This is a genomic window from Paraburkholderia hayleyella (genome assembly GCF_009455685.1).
In the GTDB taxonomy this organism is placed as follows: Bacteria; Pseudomonadota; Gammaproteobacteria; order Burkholderiales; family Burkholderiaceae; genus Paraburkholderia; species Paraburkholderia hayleyella.
Window position 1 is genome coordinate 2,674,571 of record NZ_QPES01000001.1, and the last position, 20,146, is coordinate 2,694,716.

At 56.6% G+C, this 20,146-nt stretch carries 16 protein-coding genes; 9 read left to right on the top strand and 7 right to left on the bottom strand.

The features are described from left to right. Positions 1-3: 3 nt before the first annotated feature. The 4 genes from GH657_RS11775 to xseA all read right to left on the bottom strand — a co-directional run bounded on the left by GH657_RS11775 (position 4) and on the right by xseA (position 7,488). Entirely contained in the window at positions 4-2,505 is a 2,502-nt protein-coding gene (locus GH657_RS11775; protein WP_174769940.1) for a beta-ketoacyl synthase N-terminal-like domain-containing protein, read from the bottom strand. A gap of 986 nt (positions 2,506-3,491) precedes the next feature. Beyond that, positions 3,492-4,898: a purine-cytosine permease family protein gene (locus tag GH657_RS11780; RefSeq protein ID WP_153101740.1), complete on the bottom strand. Its 1,407-nt coding sequence runs from the start codon at positions 4,896-4,898 to the stop codon at positions 3,492-3,494. 485 nt (positions 4,899-5,383) lie between these two features. After that, entirely contained in the window at positions 5,384-5,962 is a 579-nt protein-coding gene (sodB, locus tag GH657_RS11785; protein ID WP_153100934.1) for a superoxide dismutase [Fe], read from the bottom strand. A gap of 149 nt (positions 5,963-6,111) precedes the next feature. Next, a complete protein-coding gene (gene xseA, locus GH657_RS11790) occupies positions 6,112-7,488 on the bottom strand; it encodes an exodeoxyribonuclease VII large subunit (protein WP_153100936.1) in 1,377 nt (458 codons plus the stop codon). Positions 7,489-8,076: 588 nt separating this feature from the next. Here xseA and lpxK point away from each other — a divergent pair. The 5 genes from lpxK to GH657_RS11815 all read left to right on the top strand — a co-directional run bounded on the left by lpxK (position 8,077) and on the right by GH657_RS11815 (position 12,083). Continuing rightward, positions 8,077-9,093, top strand: coding sequence for a tetraacyldisaccharide 4'-kinase (gene lpxK / locus GH657_RS11795; protein WP_153100938.1), 1,017 nt, complete (start codon positions 8,077-8,079; stop codon positions 9,091-9,093). Continuing rightward, a complete protein-coding gene (locus GH657_RS11800) occupies positions 9,074-9,280 on the top strand; it encodes a Trm112 family protein (protein ID WP_153100940.1) in 207 nt (68 codons plus the stop codon). Before lpxK ends, GH657_RS11800 begins: the two co-directional genes overlap by 20 nt. Before the next feature lie 146 nt (positions 9,281-9,426). Further along, positions 9,427-10,230 carry a 3-deoxy-manno-octulosonate cytidylyltransferase gene (kdsB, locus tag GH657_RS11805; protein ID WP_153100942.1) on the top strand — a complete coding sequence of 268 codons (804 nt, stop codon included), beginning with the start codon at positions 9,427-9,429 and terminating at the stop codon, positions 10,228-10,230. Positions 10,231-10,459: 229 nt separating this feature from the next. Further along, a complete protein-coding gene (adk, locus tag GH657_RS11810; protein WP_153100944.1) occupies positions 10,460-11,125 on the top strand; it encodes an adenylate kinase in 666 nt (221 codons plus the stop codon). A gap of 199 nt (positions 11,126-11,324) precedes the next feature. Further along, positions 11,325-12,083, top strand: a complete 759-nt coding sequence (locus GH657_RS11815; RefSeq protein WP_153100945.1) for a 3-hydroxyacyl-CoA dehydrogenase — start codon at positions 11,325-11,327, stop codon at positions 12,081-12,083. Between the two features lie 112 nt (positions 12,084-12,195). Here the strand turns inward: GH657_RS11815 and GH657_RS11820 are convergent, their stop codons facing one another. Next, complete coding sequence (locus GH657_RS11820) at positions 12,196-13,038, bottom strand: SirB1 family protein (RefSeq protein ID WP_153101741.1); 843 nt, start codon at positions 13,036-13,038, stop codon at positions 12,196-12,198. Between the two features lie 5 nt (positions 13,039-13,043). Then, a complete protein-coding gene (gene murJ / locus GH657_RS11825) occupies positions 13,044-14,594 on the bottom strand; it encodes a murein biosynthesis integral membrane protein MurJ (protein WP_153100947.1) in 1,551 nt (516 codons plus the stop codon). Between the two features lie 467 nt (positions 14,595-15,061). Between murJ and rpsT the strand changes: the two genes are divergently transcribed. After that, positions 15,062-15,337, top strand: a complete 276-nt coding sequence (rpsT, locus tag GH657_RS11830; RefSeq protein WP_153100949.1) for a 30S ribosomal protein S20 — start codon at positions 15,062-15,064, stop codon at positions 15,335-15,337. 498 nt (positions 15,338-15,835) lie between these two features. Continuing rightward, complete coding sequence (locus GH657_RS11835) at positions 15,836-16,855, top strand: lysozyme inhibitor LprI family protein (RefSeq protein ID WP_153100950.1); 1,020 nt, start codon at positions 15,836-15,838, stop codon at positions 16,853-16,855. A gap of 112 nt (positions 16,856-16,967) precedes the next feature. Here the strand turns inward: GH657_RS11835 and GH657_RS11840 are convergent, their stop codons facing one another. Further along, positions 16,968-17,324 carry a DUF3579 domain-containing protein gene (locus GH657_RS11840; RefSeq protein WP_153100952.1) on the bottom strand — a complete coding sequence of 119 codons (357 nt, stop codon included), beginning with the start codon at positions 17,322-17,324 and terminating at the stop codon, positions 16,968-16,970. Positions 17,325-17,777: 453 nt separating this feature from the next. Between GH657_RS11840 and argF the strand changes: the two genes are divergently transcribed. Continuing rightward, positions 17,778-18,707, top strand: coding sequence for an ornithine carbamoyltransferase (gene argF, locus GH657_RS11845; protein ID WP_153100953.1), 930 nt, complete (start codon positions 17,778-17,780; stop codon positions 18,705-18,707). A 199-nt stretch (positions 18,708-18,906) separates the two neighbouring features. After that, positions 18,907-20,133, top strand: coding sequence for an argininosuccinate synthase (locus GH657_RS11850; protein ID WP_153100955.1), 1,227 nt, complete (start codon positions 18,907-18,909; stop codon positions 20,131-20,133). The last annotated feature ends 13 nt before the right edge of the window (positions 20,134-20,146 follow it).

A 20,146-nucleotide genomic window follows, 5' to 3' on the forward strand; every position in this document is an offset into this window, starting at 1 on the left:
CCCTCAACCATTTAATTTAATAGCGAGTCGATCAGCGATGGTTTCAACCGTTGAATGCCGCTCGACATCATCGCTATCTATTTTTTGACCAATTTTTTCGTCTATAACCAAACTAAGCTCGAGAATTGAAAACGAATCCATCCCCAGCACTTCCAGCGAATCGGTTTGTGAAATATTTTCTGCTTCCTTACCAATAGCATCAGCAACAATGCTTTTTAATACAGAAATAAGACGCTCCCGGCTCCAACGATCTCCCACCATGACTTCTTTCTGAACTGGAACAGAAGTACCCGTTTTTGATTCGCTGGAGCGGCCTCCTAAAGCTTTTTCATGCGCTCCTCGAATTTCCCCTACAGGATCGCTATCTTCTGAAAACAATAGAAAATCCGTGATGTAGCTATTTCCCACGGATTCCGGCCTACGCTGCGCCAGGCACCACATCCCTTGCCCTTTACGAAAAGACAAAGCCGGTAAATCGATCGATTCAATCCCGGTTAACAAATAACCACTGTTTGTGTGTGCGTCTTTTTGGCCGTGTGCAAACCGGAATAATTGCAAACATGAATCCAGCAGGCAGACTTCCCTATCTATTGGCTCTTTCAGATGATCTTCAAAATCCGCAATAACACCTAAAACCCCAAGTGGAGTTTCCACTGCGTGCCGCACCTTTTGAAAATGGGGCCCGTGATACATGCCCGACGAAACATTCATGCCCGCATAAATATCTTCGACCCTGAGAGGTACCTGTTTGCCTTTTAGTAAATCTGAAAGATGAGGCCGATCATTCGCAGAGAACATTGATGGCACAGCTTCGGCCGTTGCGTGAACTACCGATTCCCAACCATCAGCCGCCCTGCTTTCAATTTGAATCTTCCAGCCCTGAGTATTTTTCTGGGCATTTATTCTGAGGACTGTTCGGCTTTCATTAACCGTCAGACTTTTTTTAATATCGATCGCATTAAGTTTCCAGACAATATTGTGATCGAATGTAAATGCAATTGATTTAAATAAATTAATGAAGTATGTTCCTGGCACAACGGCAGCTTCCGCGAGCAGGTGATCTTTTAACCATTCATAGGAATGGATATTAATGAGCGTTTCATAAGCAACTTCGGTTTCTGAAAAATTAATACACATACCCAATCCAGACTCTGTATTTTCCGGAGTCGGCCGCATCCAGCTCATTGGGAGATTCTGTTGTTCAGATTTTTTTTCTGGCAAGCTGCCGATATGACCCTCAAGCCCGGCTGGTGGCTCCTCAATCACCATATGCGCATTAGTCCCTCCCATTCCAAACGAGCTAATAGATGCCCGTCTTTTTTTGCCATTTTCCGAGTTCCATGATGTACATGTGGGTGGAACATAAAATGGAGTATCAGAAAAATCGACAGGTGCTGCATCGTAAATATCGGACGCAATCTGTTTCTGGCTTAAACTCAATGCCACCTTAATCAAACTAGCCGCTCCAGATACCGCTTCCAGATGGCCGATATGCGCCTTTACTGTGCCCAGACCGCAATAGCCTTTCTTTTTGCTTTTCGCAGAAAATGCCTTGGTCAAACCCTCGATTTCAATCCGGTCCCCCAATCTGGTTCCAGTTCCGTGAGCCTCCACAAGGCCGATTGTTTCAACATCAATATGCTCTAATGCACGCTCAATGACCTCACGCTGACCTTCTGCACTGGGCGCAGTAAAACCATCCTTGCGGTTTCCATCATTATTGATTGCCGAAGAAACAATCACGCCAAAAATCGCATCTTTATCTCGAATAGCATCTTTCAAACGTTTCAGAACGACAACCGCAGCGCCATTGCCATGAACCGTGCCATTTGCTTTTTCTGTAAAAGGACGGCAATGCCCATCGGCAGAAAATATGCTGCCATCGACAAAGCGATACGGACGTAATTGAGGCGTCATAACACTAGCCCCGCCCACCAGTGCAACATCACAATCTTTTGCTGCAAGGGCGAGGCAAGCCAGATGGGCGGCAACGATCGAACTCGAACAAGATGCCTGAACGTTAATAGCCGGGCCCTGAAGATTAAGTATGTTTGCCGTTCGCAACGAAATATAATCTTTGTCGTTTTGTAATGTCGATTGCAATCCCTCCAGTGTATGAAGACTGGTATCAACGGGATTTCTTGTATAGGGCAAATATGTATTCATCGGGCAGCTTGCAAATACCCCCACCCGATTATTTGAAAATTTTTCCGCAGAAGTATGTTTCTTAACCGATTCAAGTGCACCTGAGGCACAGGTTAAAAACAGTCGATGTTGCGGGTCTATCATCGACGCTTCTCTTTTACCCAATTTAAAATAAGGATAATCAAAACGATCTGCATTATCCAGATAACCCGCCGCAAGATACACTCCTGCTTCAGCAGCACCCGCGAGTCTTAATATGCCACTTTTCTTATTACGCAAATTTTCCCAAAATTGCGCAACAGAGGCTGCGCCGGGAAGTCGGCAATCCATTCCTACGATTGCAATAGGCGTTTCAAGCATGGACATCTCCTTAAGGTTTTAACAAAAACAAAATTATTCAGATTCATACAGACCAGCAGAATCAAATCAGCACAATTTCATTAAATTAAACAGGAATATCGCCGTTTTCATGGAAAATGGACGAATAATATCCATGACTGATCCAGCCATGAATAACTTCTGGTTACAAAATAATTGTATTTTTACATCAGACGGAATTCTTACGCCTCCATGCCAATGAGTCTCTCATATATATTATTGATGGTATTTTAAATGGACGTACGGCATACCCTGCCAGACAAGCAAGCAAGTTTTATTGCGGCGATTTATTGCAAAAGCTGATTTCCCTGAATGCCTATCTCTTCGCCTTCATATGCTTTACTTAATTATTTAACGTCTTTGCCATATACCACGATTCGAGATTACTCGATATTTTTTCCAAGTTCAACCACTAATCTCACGCAAAAATGATATTTTTCATTATTTAACACTCTCTTTATATTAAATCCGTTATTCCAAATATTGATTTTAAAAATTTTATAATTCATTAAACCCTCAAAAAATTAAAATCGTTTCAAACCTCGACAGTTAAGACATAAAACGCATACGCATGGCGTCTTTCAAGACGTATCAATACGTGTACCAATTCATTTTGTTTGGACGATGAGGAAGAGATGAAGCGCGCCGGCCATGCCACGAAGGTTGCTCGCGCAAGAAATCAAAATCGTTGAGCTATCGCTGCCGAACCCTGAAAGAGATAGGCCAAGGCTAAACAGATCTTGTTTGCGCTGGATGAATGTGCAGGGAATTTCCGCGCCGCACGGGCGTCGGCCTGCGGGTCGAACATTGAATAGTTCGTAGAAAAAGGGCTGGCAGTCGCCAGTCCAAACCACGTTCGAGTTTGGAGAAAATTATTGAGTCACGCCTGATATTGTCCAGGCGCTTCACAACACATGGACACGAACACGTCTGTATTCTTGTTCGTCAGACAAAGCACGTGCGCGAACTCAACCATGTACGTTGCCCTTGCCTTGGCCCGGGGTGGGAAGGATGAGATCCTCAGAAATGCTGCGAGATGAAGCACGAGCACATACGTAATAAAGCAATGCAGGTACGGCCAAGCCGAGAATCCATGAGATATCCGTACCGCCCAGCGCGTCGACCAGTGGCCCCGTGTAAAAACTGGTGGAAATAAACGGCAACTGGACCAGGACACCGATCAGGTAAACCCCGATCCCTATTCCATTCCAGCGGCCATAGCGGCCATCCGGATCCGATAAGGCCGGGATGTCATAACGTGATTGGGTAAAACAGTAAAAATCCACCAGATTGATCGCGCTCCACGGGGTAAAAAAAGCCAGCAGGAACAGAATGAAGGCACTGAATTCTTTTAGAAACGAATGTCTTCCAGCAAGCGCGACCCACGTCGATACCCCCACCATTCCAAGAATGTAGAGCAGGCGATGGCGGTTCGAAATCATATGCTGACCGCGGAAGCCGCTGACGATCGTCGCCATCGACATGAAGCTGCCGTAGGCGTTCAGCGTCGTCACGGTAATTTTCCCGAAAGCGATGCTGAAATAAAGCAGCGCTGCGATGGCGCCGCTTGCCCCAAGCCCGACGATATACGACACCTCATGGTGCGAAAACTGGTTTCCCGCAAGCGCGGCAGCGAACACACCGAAGGTCATGGCAGCCTGTGCGCCGATCACTGAACCTAGTCCAACAGCAAAAAACGTTCGTACTGGCGAGGTCGTACAGGGCAAATAACGCGAGTAATCCGCAACATAAGGGCCAAAGGCTATCTGCCATGAGGCAGATAGCGACATCGACAATAAAAAACCTGGAAGGGTAAAGTGCCGGTTTGCAAGCAGCATGCCAATGTCGTAGCGCGCGAAAAGTTGCGCAAACATAAACACAAAGGCAATCACTCCCACGATGCTTGCAATACGTCCCACACGATGAATCGCACGGTAGCCGAGGATTGTCAGCAGCATGATGACGAGGGCGAAAATCATAATGCCCAATGAATCGCTGACATTAAGCAACTGGGCGATCGCCTGACCAGCCAGCACCGATCCGCTTGCGGAAAACCCCACATACATCAGGCAGACAAGAACGATCGGAACTACCGCGCCGTAGACCCCAAACTGCACACGGCTAGAGATCATTTGTGGAAGACCGAGCTGGGGCCCCTGTGCACCATGCAACGCCATGATTGCGCCACCCATGACCTGCCCGAGCAACAACCCGACAAGCGACCAAAACACGTCTCCACCCAGCACAACGGCAAGCGCCCCGGTCACGATGGCCGTAACTTGCAGGTTGGCCGATAACCAAAGCGTGAATTGACTAAACAAACGTCCGTGCCGTTCTGAATCAGGAATGTAATCAATGGAGCGCGACTCGATCAACGCACTGCCAGCAGGGATTTGGGTGGAAACCGCCACAGAATATCCTCCAGAACGCTACGTTTCAGATGCCGTATCCAATGCCATGGCAAACCGCAGACTATGAAAGCGACGGACCTAGCCGGATGGGATCTTTTGAGTGCCGGCTGCTTCTATAGTTAGCTTTCCTGCACACGAATTTACTTGTATAGACAAATTCAGGCCAATAGGTGCTTACCCGGTCCGCACTGCTCACGTACGTCGGTGCTCATTGGGATCAAAACGCTGTGCTACTCAAAGGGAAACGTTGCATGGGCCATGACTGGTTCAGCCAAGCTGAAGGAGAGAACTGGAGAAGTAGCGCACCATGCATGAACCTCATGCTCCGCCAGGCGCCCTGAAAGCAAAAAGCCCTCACACGGAGGGCTTTTTGCACCACAACAATCTTCAAACCTTATCGCGCGCCAACTTGAGTCGCCACGCGGCAATGATCAACCGAGCGCCCAAGCTTACGCAAAATTCTTCGCGGCGAAATCCCAGTTGACGATGTTCCAGAATGCTTCAACAAACTTCGGACGAGCATTGCGATAGTCGATGTAATACGCGTGTTCCCAAACGTCGATTGTCAGCAGTGCCTTTGAATCCGTCGTCAACGGTGTCGCTGCGTTGCTGGTGGAGACCAGGTCCAGCGAACCGTCTGCCTTCTTCACGAGCCATGCCCAGCCTGAGCCAAACGTGCCGATTGCGGTCTTGGCGAACTCTTCCTTGAACTTGTCATAAGAGCCCCACTTCTTGTTGATCGCCTCACCCAGTGCGCCGGTGGGTGCGCCACCACCTTGCGGCGACAGGCTGTTCCAGAAAAAGGTGTGATTCCAGACTTGCGCGGCGTTATTGAAAACACCGCCGCTGGCTTTCTTGACGATCTCTTCGAGCGGCAGGCTTTCGAACTCCGTGCCCTTGATCAGATTGTTCAGGTTTGTCACATAGGTTTGGTGATGCTTGCCGTAGTGAAACTCGAGAGTCTCTTCCGACATATGCGGGGCAAGCGCGTTTTTAGCGTAAGGCAACGGCGGGAGCGTATGTTCCATGATGTTGTTCCTTTTCTGTTCGTGGGGGAGTTCTGCGGATGACACCGTAGGACCAGGAATTGTAGGCGAGTTGGAATAACCCCGCAAACCAGCGGTATTTACCTACGTCAGGTGCTCGATAGCTATGCTAGTCCGCTTCCTGAACCGTGTTATAGATCGCTGCCGAGACGCGGCTGCACGTCAGCGAGCGTGATGTCCGCCGTGCCTTCGGCGAGATGCAGCGTGAGATGACGCCCAGGCTTGAGACTCGCTGGCGTGCGCAGCGCGCGACCATTCCGGCTGTCGAGTAGCGCAGCGTAACCACGCTCCAGCGTGCGCTGCGGGCTCAGCACTTCAAGCCGCGCGGCCAGCGTCGTCACGCGGGCGCTGTGGCGTTCGTGCCGCCATTGCAATGCCTGATCGAGACGCAAGGCCAACCCTGTCAGCCGGATCTGATGCGCGACGAGATCTGGACGCCAGCGTTGCCAGCGCATCTGCGATAGCGCGAAGCGAGCCCGGGCATCGCGCACAGGGCGCGCGCCAGCAGACGCCAGACGTGCTGCCAGTTGCTGCAAGTGCAAGCGTTGCCGCGCCAGGCGCTCCGTGGGCGACACCAGCCGTCGCGCGAGCCAGTCGAGTTGCTGCGCGCGCCGCTCGCGCAAGCGCTCGAAGCCGCGCGCCAGCATGGCGTGGCGTTGCCCGAGTTCACGCAGCAACGTCGCGCGGGGCGGACTCACGAGCTCTGCGGCACCGGTCGGCGTAGGCGCGCGGACATCGGCGGCAAAATCGGCGATCGTGAAATCGGTTTCGTGACCGACACCACTCACCACTGGCACCGCGCTCGCGGCAATCGCGCGCGCCAGCACTTCCTCATTGAAGGCCCAGAGATCTTCGATTGAGCCGCCACCACGGCACACGATCAGCACATCCACTTCGCGCCGCGCGCTCGCCGTCGTGACCATCGCCGCGAGTTTCGCGCCCACGCCGGCACCTTGCACCGGTGTGGGATAAACGATCAGCGCAACATGCGGGGCACGGCGTGCGAGCGTGGTCAGCACGTCGCGCAAGGCGGCGGCCTCGCGCGACGTGACGATGCCGATCGCCCGCGGATGCAGCGGCAAGGGCCGCTTGCGTTCGGCGGCAAAGAGCCCTTCGGCTTCGAGTTGCGCCTTGAGCTTGAGGAACGCCTCGTACAGCCGTCCTTGCCCAGTGCGGCGTACGGCTTCGACATTCAGTTGCAATTCACCGCGCGGCTCGTACATCGTGACGAGCGCACGCACTTCGATATGGTCGCCTTCACGTGGCAGAAATCCCGCGTGCTGCGCCCGGCCGCGAAACATCACACAGCGCATCTGCGCCTGCGCATCCTTGATCGAGAAATACCAGTGCCCGCTTGCGGCACGAGTGAAATTCGAGACTTCACCGCCCACCCAAACCAGCGGAAACGAACGCTCCAGCATCGAGCCAATGGCCTGGTTCAGCGCCGAAACCGGCACCACGACATCAGCGCCGGAAGACATGGCCTGCGTCATCTGAGAGAAAGTCATACGGAACACCCGTTGCACAAGATCGGCCCAGACAATAGACCGGACAGCCATCGGCGTCCAGCCGCCATAACGTGGAGAGAACAAAGTGTTCACAATTTCCGGGCTGCATCCATAATTTGTAACAATTGCCTGCCAGCGCCACAAATCTCATCATAAGCATATGATTTATATTTGTTTTTTATCCCTAAAATACGTGGGTATAGCGATACAAGCAAGGTTTGGCGGCCCTTTCAGGACATGTCACAGCAACTTCTCCACAAAGTTATCCACAGATTGCAGCGCATCTCGCCTGGCCATGAAGCTGATCTGCCTTTCCGCTGAAAACGTTCACATGCGATGCGCGGCTTGCCGGGCGAGGGGCTCGCGCGCTAGAGTGCCGGGTTCAGGCTAGGGCAGCGCTGGGCGCTTTTTTCCGCATCATCTCCGCCTTGCCCGGAACAAACAGACAACCGCCAGACAACCGCCAGACAACCACCGGCAGGCGCCGATCTTCACGGTGCCGGTCTATCGCCGAAGCCCTGTCCCCGCCCCTTCCCGGAGAATCGCACCGATGTCAGCCTTAACCAGCGCGTTGAGCGCGCAGTTTTCATGAGCGGTTTGCGCGCCACGCTCGAAACACACCTGACCCGCGCCTGGCAGCAGCGCGGTCCACTGGCCTGGGCGCTCACACCGCTGGCATGCCTGTTCGGCGCCCTCACCGGTCTACGCCGCAGCGCCTATGCCTTGGGCTGGCTCAAGACGGTGCAACTGCCCGTGCCGGTGGTGGTGGTCGGCAATGTCACTGTCGGCGGCACCGGCAAAACCCCGAGCGTGATTGCTTTGGTCGAAGCCTTGCGTCATGCAGGCTTCACGCCGGGCGTCGTGTCGCGCGGCTATGGCGTCAAACTGCACCGGCCAACCGCTGTCACGGCGGCGTCCCAGGCAAGTGCCGCAGGCGATGAACCCGTGCTGATTGCCCGCCGCACAGGCGCGCCCGTCTGGGTCCATCCTGATCGCGTTGCCGCCGCGCAAGCGCTGTGTGCGGCCCACCCGCAAGTCGATGTGATCGTCAGCGACGATGGCTTGCAGCATTACCGGCTCAAGCGCGACGTCGAAATCGTGGTGTTCGATCATCGGCTCGGCGGCAATGGTTTTCTTCTGCCCGCTGGCCCGTTGCGCGAGCCGCTATCACGCCAGCGTGATGCAACGCTCATCAATAATCCTTACGATCGCGTGCTTCCGCCCTGGCCGAATACTTTCGCGCTCGATCTCACTCCCGGCGAAGCCTGGCATCTCGATGATCCCGCGTTGCGTCGGCCGCTCACCCAGTTCGATAGCGAACGGGTGCTGGCCGCCGCCGGTATCGGCGCCCCCGAGCGCTTCTTCGCCACCGTGCGTGCAGCGGGGCTCACCCCTCGCACACAAGCGCTGCCCGATCATTACGCCTTTGCCAGCAACCCCTTCGCCAGCGCCGATGCCGACACCATCCTGATCACGGAAAAGGATGCAGTAAAATTGGCCGCCTGGCACGACGCACGAATCTGGGTTGTCCCTGTCGATGCCGTGCTTGACCCTCGCCTCATTGCTTTTGTTGTGGAGAAACTTCGTGGACGCTCGCTTGCTTGAAATTCTTGTTTGCCCGCTGTGCAAGGGCCCTCTCAGTTATGTGCGCCCAGCCCAGGAACTGGTCTGTAGCGTGGACAAGCTGGCTTATCCAGTCCGCGACGGCATTCCTGTCATGCTCGTCAATGAAGCCCGGCAAACCGTTGAAGGCACCGTCGTCGAACCACCGCCAGCGACGCCCGACAACTAGGCTTCAGCCTGCCGCTCCAGCCCAGCCCGATCCTGGCCGGCCTGGAGATCGGGGGCCAGGCCCGCTTCCGGCTTTCCCCCTCTGGCTTCCCTCAGCCCCTCAGCCCTTCAGCCCCGCAGCCCCGCAGCCCTCTTCCCCGCCATTCCATGACCGATTCCAGCATCGTGCCTTTCATTGCCGTCGTGCCTGCACGTCTGGCGTCCACCCGCTTGCCGGGCAAGCCGCTCGCCGATATCGGCGGCAAACCCATGGTGGTGCGCGTTGCCGAGCGCGCGCGCGCTTCCGGCGCGCAGCAGGTGCTGGTGGCATCCGACGCGCCCGCGGTGCTTGACGCCGCTCGCGCGCATGGTTTCGACGCGGTGCTCACCCGTGCTGACCATCCTTCCGGCACCGACCGCCTGGCAGAAGTCGCCGCCCAGTTCGGCTGGAGCGACGACACGCTGATCGTCAACGTGCAAGGCGACGAGCCGCTGATCGACCCGGCGCTGGTGCGCGACGTAGCATTGCATCTGGCCACTCATCCTCACTGCGCCATTGCCACGGCGGCACATTCCATCACCGATGCCGCCGACGTTTTCAATCCCAATGTCGTCAAGGTCGTGCTCGACGCGCGCGGCCTCGCGCTGTATTTTTCCCGCGCACCGATTCCCTGGGCACGTGACGCCTACCTGTCCCAATGGTCTGGACAGGCCTCTCTGCCCGCCCCCCCCGCCGGGATGGCGGTGTACCGTCACATCGGGCTGTATGCCTATCGCGCGCAGTTTCTGCGCGCCTATCCGATGCTCAGCCCGTCACCGCTTGAGCAAGCCGAAGCGCTCGAACAGTTGCGCGCCCTGTGGCACGGCGAACGGATCGCGGTATTGCTCACCCGCGAAGCGCCCCTGCCTGGCGTCGACACCCCCGCCGATCTCGCACGTGTGCAGTCGCTATTTGGTTCAGCGGCAGAATAAGCCGTGGCATAATCGGACGTTTTGCGCACCCCTCGCTGCAACATCGCGCGTCGGCAATGACGCCCGGGTTTGCCTGGCCCCAGTTCCCTTTTGTCCGCGTCACCCGTTCCTTCGCACTGCCATTTTCACTGTGCCGTGCGACGGAACTCGATGAGGCCGGCATAAGCGCTCACGCAGGGCAAACCGCCGCCAGCAGCGCACAGCATTTACACAGATCTGGAGATATCACATGCGTTTGATCCTGTTGGGCGCTCCCGGAGCGGGCAAGGGCACCCAGGCAAACTTCATCAAGGCCGAATTCGGCATTCCACAAATTTCCACTGGCGACATGCTGCGTGCGGCGGTCAAGGCGGGCTCGCCGCTCGGCGTCGAAGCAAAGCGCTATATGGAGGCAGGCGAACTCGTCCCGGACACGCTCATCATCAATCTGGTCAAAGAGCGCCTGCTTGCGCCCGATTGCACCAACGGTTATCTGTTCGACGGCTTTCCGCGCACGCTGCCTCAGGCCGAAGCCATGAAGCAGGCAGGCGTGGCGATCGATTACGTGCTTGAGATCGACGTGCCATTCGATGAAATCATCGTGCGCATGAGCGGGCGCCGGGTTCATGCCGCGTCAGGCCGGACATATCACACACGCTTCAATCCGCCTAAAGTCGAGAACCGCGATGACATCACCGGCGAGCCGCTGATCCAGCGCGACGACGACAAGGAAGAAACCGTGCGCAAGCGGCTTGATGTGTATGTGGCACAAACCTGTCCGCTGATCGAGTACTACACCCGCTGGGCACAACAGGGCGACCCGGCCACACCACTGAAAGCGCCGCAGTACCGCCGCATTTCAGGGATGGGCAGCGTCGATGAAATCCGCTCGCGCGTGTTTGCCGCGCTGCAATAGCGGCCAATAGCAGCCCTGGGCGGCTGCCTGTTCTGGCCTGATGGCCCAAAAACGCATCCCCCACAAAACCCGCCATCCTGGCGGGTTTTGTTTTTGTGCGTTTTTGTGTTTACGTTTTTGTGTGTTTGTGTTTACGCAGCCAGACACCTGCCAGCCGTTAGAATCAGTTCGCAGAAAACCCTGACCTGGAGGAGACACCATGGATCTCAACGGCAATGTATTTCTGATTACGGGCGGCGCCTCCGGGCTAGGCGCGGCAACCGCCCAACGTTTCGCGCAACAGGGCGGCCGGGTCGTCCTCGCGGACCTGAACGAGGACGCGGGCCAGGCGCTCGCTCAAACGCTTGGCGGACGCTTCGTGCGCTGCGACGTCAGCCGGGAAGACGATGCGCAAGCGGCTATCGCCGCGGCCACACAGTTCGGCATCGTCCGCGGGCTCATCAATTGCGCGGGTATCGCCCCCGCGATCAAAACCCTGGGCAAGGAAGGCCCGCACCCGCTCGAGGCATTTGTCCGCACCCTCTCGATCAACCTGGGCGGTACCTTCAACATGGTGCGGCTCGCGGCCGCCGCGATGGCGCAAAACGAACCGAACGCGCTCGGCGAACGGGGAGTCATCGTCAACACCGCATCCGTCGCGGCCTTCGACGGACAAATGGGCCAAGCCGCGTATGCCGCATCGAAGGCGGGCATCGCGGGCATGACACTGCCACTGGCACGAGACCTCGCTCGCAACGCGATCCGCGTGATGACGATTGCCCCAGGTATTTTCGAAACACCCATACTGCTAGGCATGCCGCAAGAGGTGCAAGCCGCGCTCGGCGCGATGGTGCCGTTCCCACCCCGTCTAGGCAAGCCCGCTGAATACGCCATGCTGGTGGAGCAGATTTTCGCCAATCCGATGCTCAATGGCGAAGTGATCCGGCTCGATGGTGCGATTCGGATGCAGCCGAAATAAAACACCGCTAAAAGCGCGGCTCAACCGTGAGCAGTAGCGGTGTGAGAGGAATTTGACTCAATGGATTTGAAGCGAGAAGCAAGAGGCAAAACGTGAAAAGTGAAGCTGAAAATCAGTCGTGATTGTTCTGCTGGGCACGTTGGCGCAACTCGTGCAGTTGCGTCTCGACGGCAGCCGCATCGTCTGCATCCGGCCGGTCGCCCAGATAGTGTTCGAGATCTTCCAGTGCGAGGCGCAGATAGTTGAGCCGCGCATACGCGAAGCCACGGTCACGCACCTCCTCGATATTGTCGGACAACAGGATGACCAGCCGTTGCTGCACCGCGAGCAGGCGCTGCCAACGCTCCGTCTGCAAATAAGTGGCCTTCAGATTACGCAACATTCGCGCGACGATCTCGCGCCGCGTGGCCGGTTGCAGCAGCAAACGCAGCGCCCGTCCCACCGATTCCCCAGCCGTGGCGACATAAGGCTCCAGCATTTCGATCATTTCGCCTTCGGAAAGCGAATGGCCCGTGGTCGGATCGAGCATCACATTGCCCGCAGGCGTCATCACACGCAGCAGAAAATGCCCTGGAAACGACACGCCACGCACGGGAATGCCAATCTGTCCGGCCATCTCCAGATACAGCACACCCAGCGAAACCGGAATCCCGCGGCGGCGTTTGAGCACCATATTCAAATGGCTGTTGTCGGGATCGTAGTAATCGTTGGTATTGCTGGAGAAACCCAGCTCACGGAAAAAGAAATCGTTCAGCTGGAGCACTTTGTGTTCGATGCTGGCGTCGTCCGGCAAGTGTTGCTGCAAACGCAGCACCAGCGCATCGAGCTCGGCCAGCGTGCCTTGCATATCGAGATCCGGATAGGCATCCTGGGCCAGCGCTAGCACGGCTTCGGTCAGCGGCAGGCTCTCATCTTCGGCGACGAGCGTACTGAAATAATCGAGAACCCGGGTTATACCCATCACGCCACTCGTCGTCTGAAATAAGTGTATTTAAAACCCATCGCCCAGAGCATACCGAAATAAAGTACGGCGAATAACACAAGGCATGCGCCAAGCAACGCGATACGCTCAAGCGGTCTGGCATGCAGGCCGATCCAGTCGAAACTGCCCGAAAACCAGTGCATCGCCCCTGCCAGCACAAAGCACGCCCCTACCAGTTGGGCAAAAAACAGCAACCAGCCCTGGGATGGCATGTAAATCCCGCGCCGCCGCAAACCAATGAAAAGCAGCAGCGCATTCACACACGCGCCAAGCCCCACACTCAAGGTGAGCCCGGCATGCGCTAGCAGCGGCACAAAAACCAGATTGCCGATCTGGGTCACGATCAGCACACCGATGCCGATCTTCACCGGCGTCTTGATGTCCTGCTTGGCGTAAAAACCGGGTGCCAGAATCTTGATCAGAATCAGCCCAATCAGGCCAACGCCATAAGCGGCCAGCGCCCGCGCGACCATCACCACCGCATGGCCATCGAACTTGCCGTAATGAAAAAGCGTCGCCGTCAGCGGCTCGGCAAAGAAAAACAGCGCGACCGCGCTCGGCGCGGCAAGCAGGAACGTCACACGCAAACCCCAGTCGAGCAGCGCTGAGTATTCGTGCGCATCGGCATCGACATGCGCTTGCGACAAGCTTGGCAGCAAGATCGTGCCCAGCGCCACGCCCAGCAGCGCAGTGGGAAACTCCATCAGACGGTCGGCGTAATTGATCCATGACACCGCGCCGGGGCCGATATGCGAAGCAATATTGGTGTTGATAATGAGACTGATCTGCGCCACGGATACGGCAAACATCGCGGGCACCATCTTCGCCAGCACCCGTTTCACGCCGCGATGCGCCAGCGCACGTAACGGGTTCAGTCCAATGTGCGGCAACATGCCGATTTTCTTCAGCCCGGGCAACTGGACCATGAACTGCAGCACGCCGCCGACAATCACGGCCCATGCCAGCGCATATACGGGCGTTTGCAAATAGGGGGCGACAAACACCGCCGCCGCGATAAAAGCGAGATTCAGCAGCACGGGAGCGAACGCGGGCAGCGAGAAGTTCTTGTAGGTATTGAGTACGCCCGACGCCAGGGACGTGAGCGAAATAAAAACGATGTACGGGAACATGATGCGCGTCATCGTCACGGCCAGGGTGAAGGCCTCGCCCTCGGCGCGCAAGCCAGAAGCGACGATCAGCACGACCCACGAAGCCCCCGCCACGCCGATCAGTGAGAGCAGCGCAAGCGCCCACGCCAGCACGGTCGAAGTCGCATCGACCAGCGCCTTGGTCGCGTCATGGCCTTGCTGGTTCTTGAATTCGGCCAGAATAGGCACGAATGCCTGCGAAAATGCACCTTCGGCGGAAATACGGCGCAACAGGTTGGGAATACGGAAGGCGACGTAAAACGCGTCGGTGTAGGGGCTAGCGCCGAACGCGCGCGCGATCAGCGTTTCACGGGCCAGTCCGGTCACGCGCGACAACAGCGTGAAGCCGCTGACCGTCAGCAAGGCTCTGAAGAGATTCATGGGGCGCTCATTATACGGATGCCACCCACTCCCGACGAGCCAGAACGCGATTTAGTCCGCGTTATCTCGCAGCGGTCACGGCCCTCCGCCTGGCTGAGGCGTGGCCGAGGCTGGTTTTTTCGCATATGGCTGATTTTGTTGTTATAATCGCCGGTTTCGAAGCTCGCTTGCTCGCGCCTTCATTCTTTGCACCTCGCTGTAACCGCTTGTATTGCTTGTATTAACCGGCTTTGCAACGCGGCTTTACAGCGCACGTGGAAGTGGAAGTGGAGGTGGGGAGATGAGTCTGAGGATGAGTCGGGTGAATCAAACACGGGCAGCACTAGCGTGATTTCGCTTCGCTGAATCAGTCATTCTTCGATATTTTTGCGCCCTTGGGCAATCGCTTCCAAGGGTTCGGATCTAAAAGCAGCGTCCGGTCACCTTTAACAGCCGGGCTGCAAACAGGAACAGGATAAGGAACCGTCATGGCTAACACAGCACAAGCACGCAAACGCGCTCGCCAGGCCGCCAAGGCCAACTCGCACAACTCGGCGCTGCGCTCGAAGTTCCGTACAGCCATCAAGGCCGTGCGCAAGGCGATCGACAGTGGCGACAAGGCCAAGGCTGCTGAAATTTTCCAGGCTTCAGCCAAAACCATCGACATCATCGCCGACAAGAAAATCGTTCACAAGAACAAGGCAGCACGTCATAAAAGCCGCCTCGCAGCCGCGATCAAAGGCCTGCAAGCTCCCGCAGCCTAAGTTCAGCGCAGCACAAAAGCCTCGCAGTTTCTGGCTCAGTTTCTGGATAAGCCCGCCGCAGCGGGCTTTTTCTGTTTCAACGCCGCCAACCTCATTGGCGCAGCGACTCTCCGCAGTGCTCCTCCGCAGTGCTCCTCCGCAGTGCTCCTCCGCAGTGTTCCTCTTTAAATCCCCCTGCTTCAACCGATAATTAATCGCGCGAACAGCGAGCCTGCGATCGTTCAGGCTCGCTCAGGCTGGCAGATCACGTACACGAAGCTGTAGCCTCAAACACCTGGCAACTAGCGCACAGGATCGGGCAACACCGGCCTTCCCACAAGACAGGAGCGCTCACTATTCTCTCCGTATAATTGCGAAATTAATTTTGCGATGCCGCCCGACAGCGCAGGGATAACGTTATGGCTTCCGGTTGGGGCACCTCCCCCATGTTTCGCCTGAAACTTTCGCCTGAAACCAACGCTATCTCAAATTACTGCAGTTTTGCTCCGGACAACGAAAATGCGTTTTCTCAAGCTTGGCCCACTTCTTCTGACATTGAATCTGATCACCGTCCATGCAGCTCCAGCGCAAGACGGCCCGTCCTCAAAGTCAACCGATCCGTTCCTGGAAATCTGCGCACCGGTGAAAAACAAGGTTGTGCCTGGCGTAGACCTCAACCCTAAGTCAGGACAAAAAGGGGACGAGGATTGCGAAGCGCTTTATTACGCCCCAGGCGGTCATCCCGATTACAAGGCCGCATACCAATGCGCCTTGCGAAAGAACGACCGGCAAGTACTGACGATGTCGTACGCGAACGGATACGGCGTTCAGCGCGATGTTGCGGCTGCCCTGAAAATAGCGTGCACCTCCCGCGATGGCCCGTTTCCTGATCTCCTGGAAAGCGCGACTCATCTTCGAAAAATGCTCTCGGATGGATCAACTGAGAAATTCGATCAATGCGATGACGTTAGCAGCACGGCAGGCAGCAAGCATTGCGATGCGATAAAACTATCCTTCGATTCGGCCGCCCGCGCACAACGCCTGGCCGCCATCACTCAAGCATGGAGCCCCGCGGATAAAAATGCGTTTGCTACGCTCGAAAAAGCGAAGAACTCATATCTCGATACTTACGCCAAATCCGAAATCGACAGGACAGACGGGGCAAGTGACGCTTATGCCGCCGCGGCGCGTTCCTCACAAGAAGATAGTTTTACTGAAACACTCGACTTGCTGGAAAAAGGAAAATTTCCCCGCGCCTCCAAGGCCGCGTTTGAACAAGCCGACAAAGCGCTGAACAAGGCCTATCGCTTCACGCAGCGTCCACGTAGCCGGTCAGCCGAAGAATCCATGTGGGGTGCGATCAGCGCCACAGGTATCCGCGAAACACAGCGGGCCTGGCTCCGCTACCGTGACGCGTGGGTAGCATTGGCTGCAAAACGATACCCTGCTGTCAGTGCAACGGCGATCAAAACCTATCTCACCCGCCAGCGCACTGATGGGCTGGAAGTGTTCGTTCCGCCGAACTCGCCCAAGATCTGAACGGAAATTGAGCAGCGACTCCGCCAGCATGCTGGCCGTAATAAAAAACGCCTCGCAGTCTGAACTGCGAGGCGTTTTTGCATCGTCGCGCACCATCACGTGCGCGACTTCGCTACTCGTCCGGGCGCCCCTGATAACGGGCACTGCCTTTTTGCGTACCGTGTTCCGGCGGCAGCTCACAAGCCTCGGTCACAACGAGATCGTTGTCTCTGGCGAAATTCATCACGAAATCGAAAGCCATCGGCTCGATATCGCGCAAGCGCGAATCCAGAATCACGCACTTGAGATCGCCCAGCAAGGTTGGGCGCACATAGAGCGAATATTGCAGACGGGCGTTCGGCCCCCGCGCCCCCGGCCCGAAACACGACAGCACACCCGCGAGCCGCTCCGACCAGTCGCTCGGCCGGAATTTTTTGCCGCTTTTGGTGATGCCTTGGATAAAGAATTCGGTTGGAGGTACTTCGACCATGTAGGGATACCTGTACGGCGCCCGGCTCAGGGAGTTGCCGGCACATCGGGTGGGTGCTGCTGCGTATGCAAATCCGGCCCTATGCCCACCATGGTTCACAGAGACACGGTAAGCGCCACGTATTGCACGATGCGCACGATGCGCACAATGCGCACGATGTGCTCACACTGCACAACACCGCATTGCACAACCACCACTGCACAACACATGAGCTAGCTTGCCGGACAGACAAAAACCCCGAAATTATAGCGCAGCCGCCCTGCTCGCGTGACGTTCCAGGCCCCGCAAAAATTCAGCCAACCCGCTCAAGCCTTGTCCGGCAAGCCTTTTGGCCAACTCGTCAAACGCCGTAAAATCCTTTATGCTGCTTCGGCCTGTCTTCAATTTTCAACCCTCTTTCAATTACAGCATCGGCCCGGCCCTGTCGCCGGCTGCAGGTGTGACCTCCGTTTCATGACAACCAAGAAAATTCGCCATTATTTGCGGTTCAAGGATTTCTCGCTGGACGATTACGAATACGTGCTCGAACGCGCCGGCATTCTGAAACGCAAATTCAAGAACTACGAAACCTACCATCCGTTGCACGACCGCACGCTGGCCATGATCTTCGAGAAAAACTCGACGCGCACTCGCCTGTCGTTCGAAGCGGGCATCTTCCAGCTCGGCGGTCACGCGGTATTCATGAGCACGCGCGACACCCAGCTGGGCCGCGGCGAGCCCATCGAAGACGCCGCGCAAGTCATCTCGCGGATGGTCGACATCATCATGATCCGCACCTTCGGCCAGGACATCATCCAGCGCTTTGCCGAAAATTCTCGGGTGCCCGTCATCAACGGGCTCACCAATGAGTTCCACCCCTGCCAGGTGCTAGCCGATATCTTCACCTATGTCGAACAACGCGGGCCCATTCGCGGCAAAACCGTGACATGGATCGGCGACGCGAACAACATGCTTTACACATGGATCGAAGCCGCCGAAATCCTCGGGTTCACCCTGCACCTGTCAACGCCCGCGGGCTACGCGCTCGATCCCGCCAGACTTACGCCGCAAAGCGCGCCGTTTTACCGTGAATTCGCCGATCCCCACGAAGCCTGCGTGGGAGCCGACCTCGTCACGACCGACGTCTGGACCAGCATGGGTTACGAGGCTGAAAACGAAGCGCGCAAGCAGGCCTTCGCCAACTGGTGCGTCGATGCGCCGATGATGGCCCGTGCCAACCCCGACGCGCTCTTCATGCATTGCCTGCCCGCCCATCGCGGCGAGGAAGTCAGCGCCGAAGTCATCGACGGCCCGCAAAGCGTCGTCTGGGACGAAGCTGAAAACCGCCTGCATGTGCAAAAAGCGCTGATGGAGTTCCTGCTGCTCGGCAAGCTTAATCACTAAAGCAGTGGCGCAGTGGCGGCCTCTGTACAGCGTTTCGGAGATGCAAGGCCCGAGGCCGCCAACCCGGAAAGTAAAACGCAAAAATGCAAAACGCTGTGGGTTTAATGTCAAAATAGCGCCTTTCGCGCGCCGGACGGCCCGTCCCGGCCCGCGCCACCGGCTTGGTACTTAAAGCCAGCCTCTTTGCCACGAGTTCACCATGAGCGATACCCAGAAAGTCGTGCTCGCCTATTCCGGCGGCCTTGATACCTCCGTCATCCTGAAATGGTTACAGGACAACTACGACGCCGAAGTCGTCACCTTCACCGCTGATATCGGTCAGGGCGAAGAGCTGGAACCCGCGCGCAAAAAAGCGCTGCAACTGGGCATCAAGCCGGAAAACATCCACATTGAAGACTTGCGCGAAGAGTTCGTGCGCGACTATGTGTTTCCGATGTTCCGCGCCAATACGATCTACGAAGGCGAGTATCTGCTGGGCACCTCGATCGCGCGTCCGCTGATCGCCAAACGCCAGATTGAAATCGCCCGCGCTAGCGGCGCGCAAGCGGTCTCGCATGGCGCGACCGGTAAAGGCAACGATCAGGTCCGCTTCGAACTCGGCTACTACGCGCTTGAACCCGGTATCAAGGTCATCGCCCCATGGCGCGAATGGGATCTGCTCTCGCGCGAAAAACTGCTGGCCTACGCGGAAAAAGCGGGCATTCCCATCGAAATGAAGCACAAGCAAGGCGGCGCACCGTATTCGATGGACGCCAACCTGTTGCACATCTCGTTTGAAGGCCGTCACCTTGAAGACCCGAAAGCCGAGGCCGAAGCCGAGATGTGGCGCTGGACGGTTTCGCCAGAAGCCGCACCGGATGCAGCCGAATACCTCGACATCGAATATGAACACGGCGACCCGGTCGCACTGAACGGCCAGCGCCTCTCGCCCGCCGCCATGCTGACCGAGCTCAATCGCCTGGGTGGCAAACATGGCATCGGGCGGCTCGATCTGGTCGAAAACCGCTACGTCGGCATGAAGTCACGCGGTTGCTACGAAACGCCTGGCGGCACGATCATGCTCAAGGCGCATCGCGGCATTGAATCCATCACGCTCGACCGTGAAGTCGCCCACCTGAAAGACGATTTGATGCCACGTTACGCCGCGCTAATTTACAACGGTTACTGGTGGAGCCCGGAGCGCCGCGCGCTGCAAGTCCTGATCGACCATACGCAGCAAAAGGTCAACGGCTGGGTGCGCGTCAAACTTTATAAAGGCAGCGTCACGGTGGTTGCGCGCGATTCCAAAGAAACGCTATTCGATAAAACCATCGCCACGTTCGACGATGATGGCGGCGCCTACAACCAGGCCGATGCAGGCGGCTTCATCAAGCTCAATGCGCTGCGCATGCGGATCGCCGAAAACGCTCGCCGTCAACGCGGTTAACGTAGTTCACGCG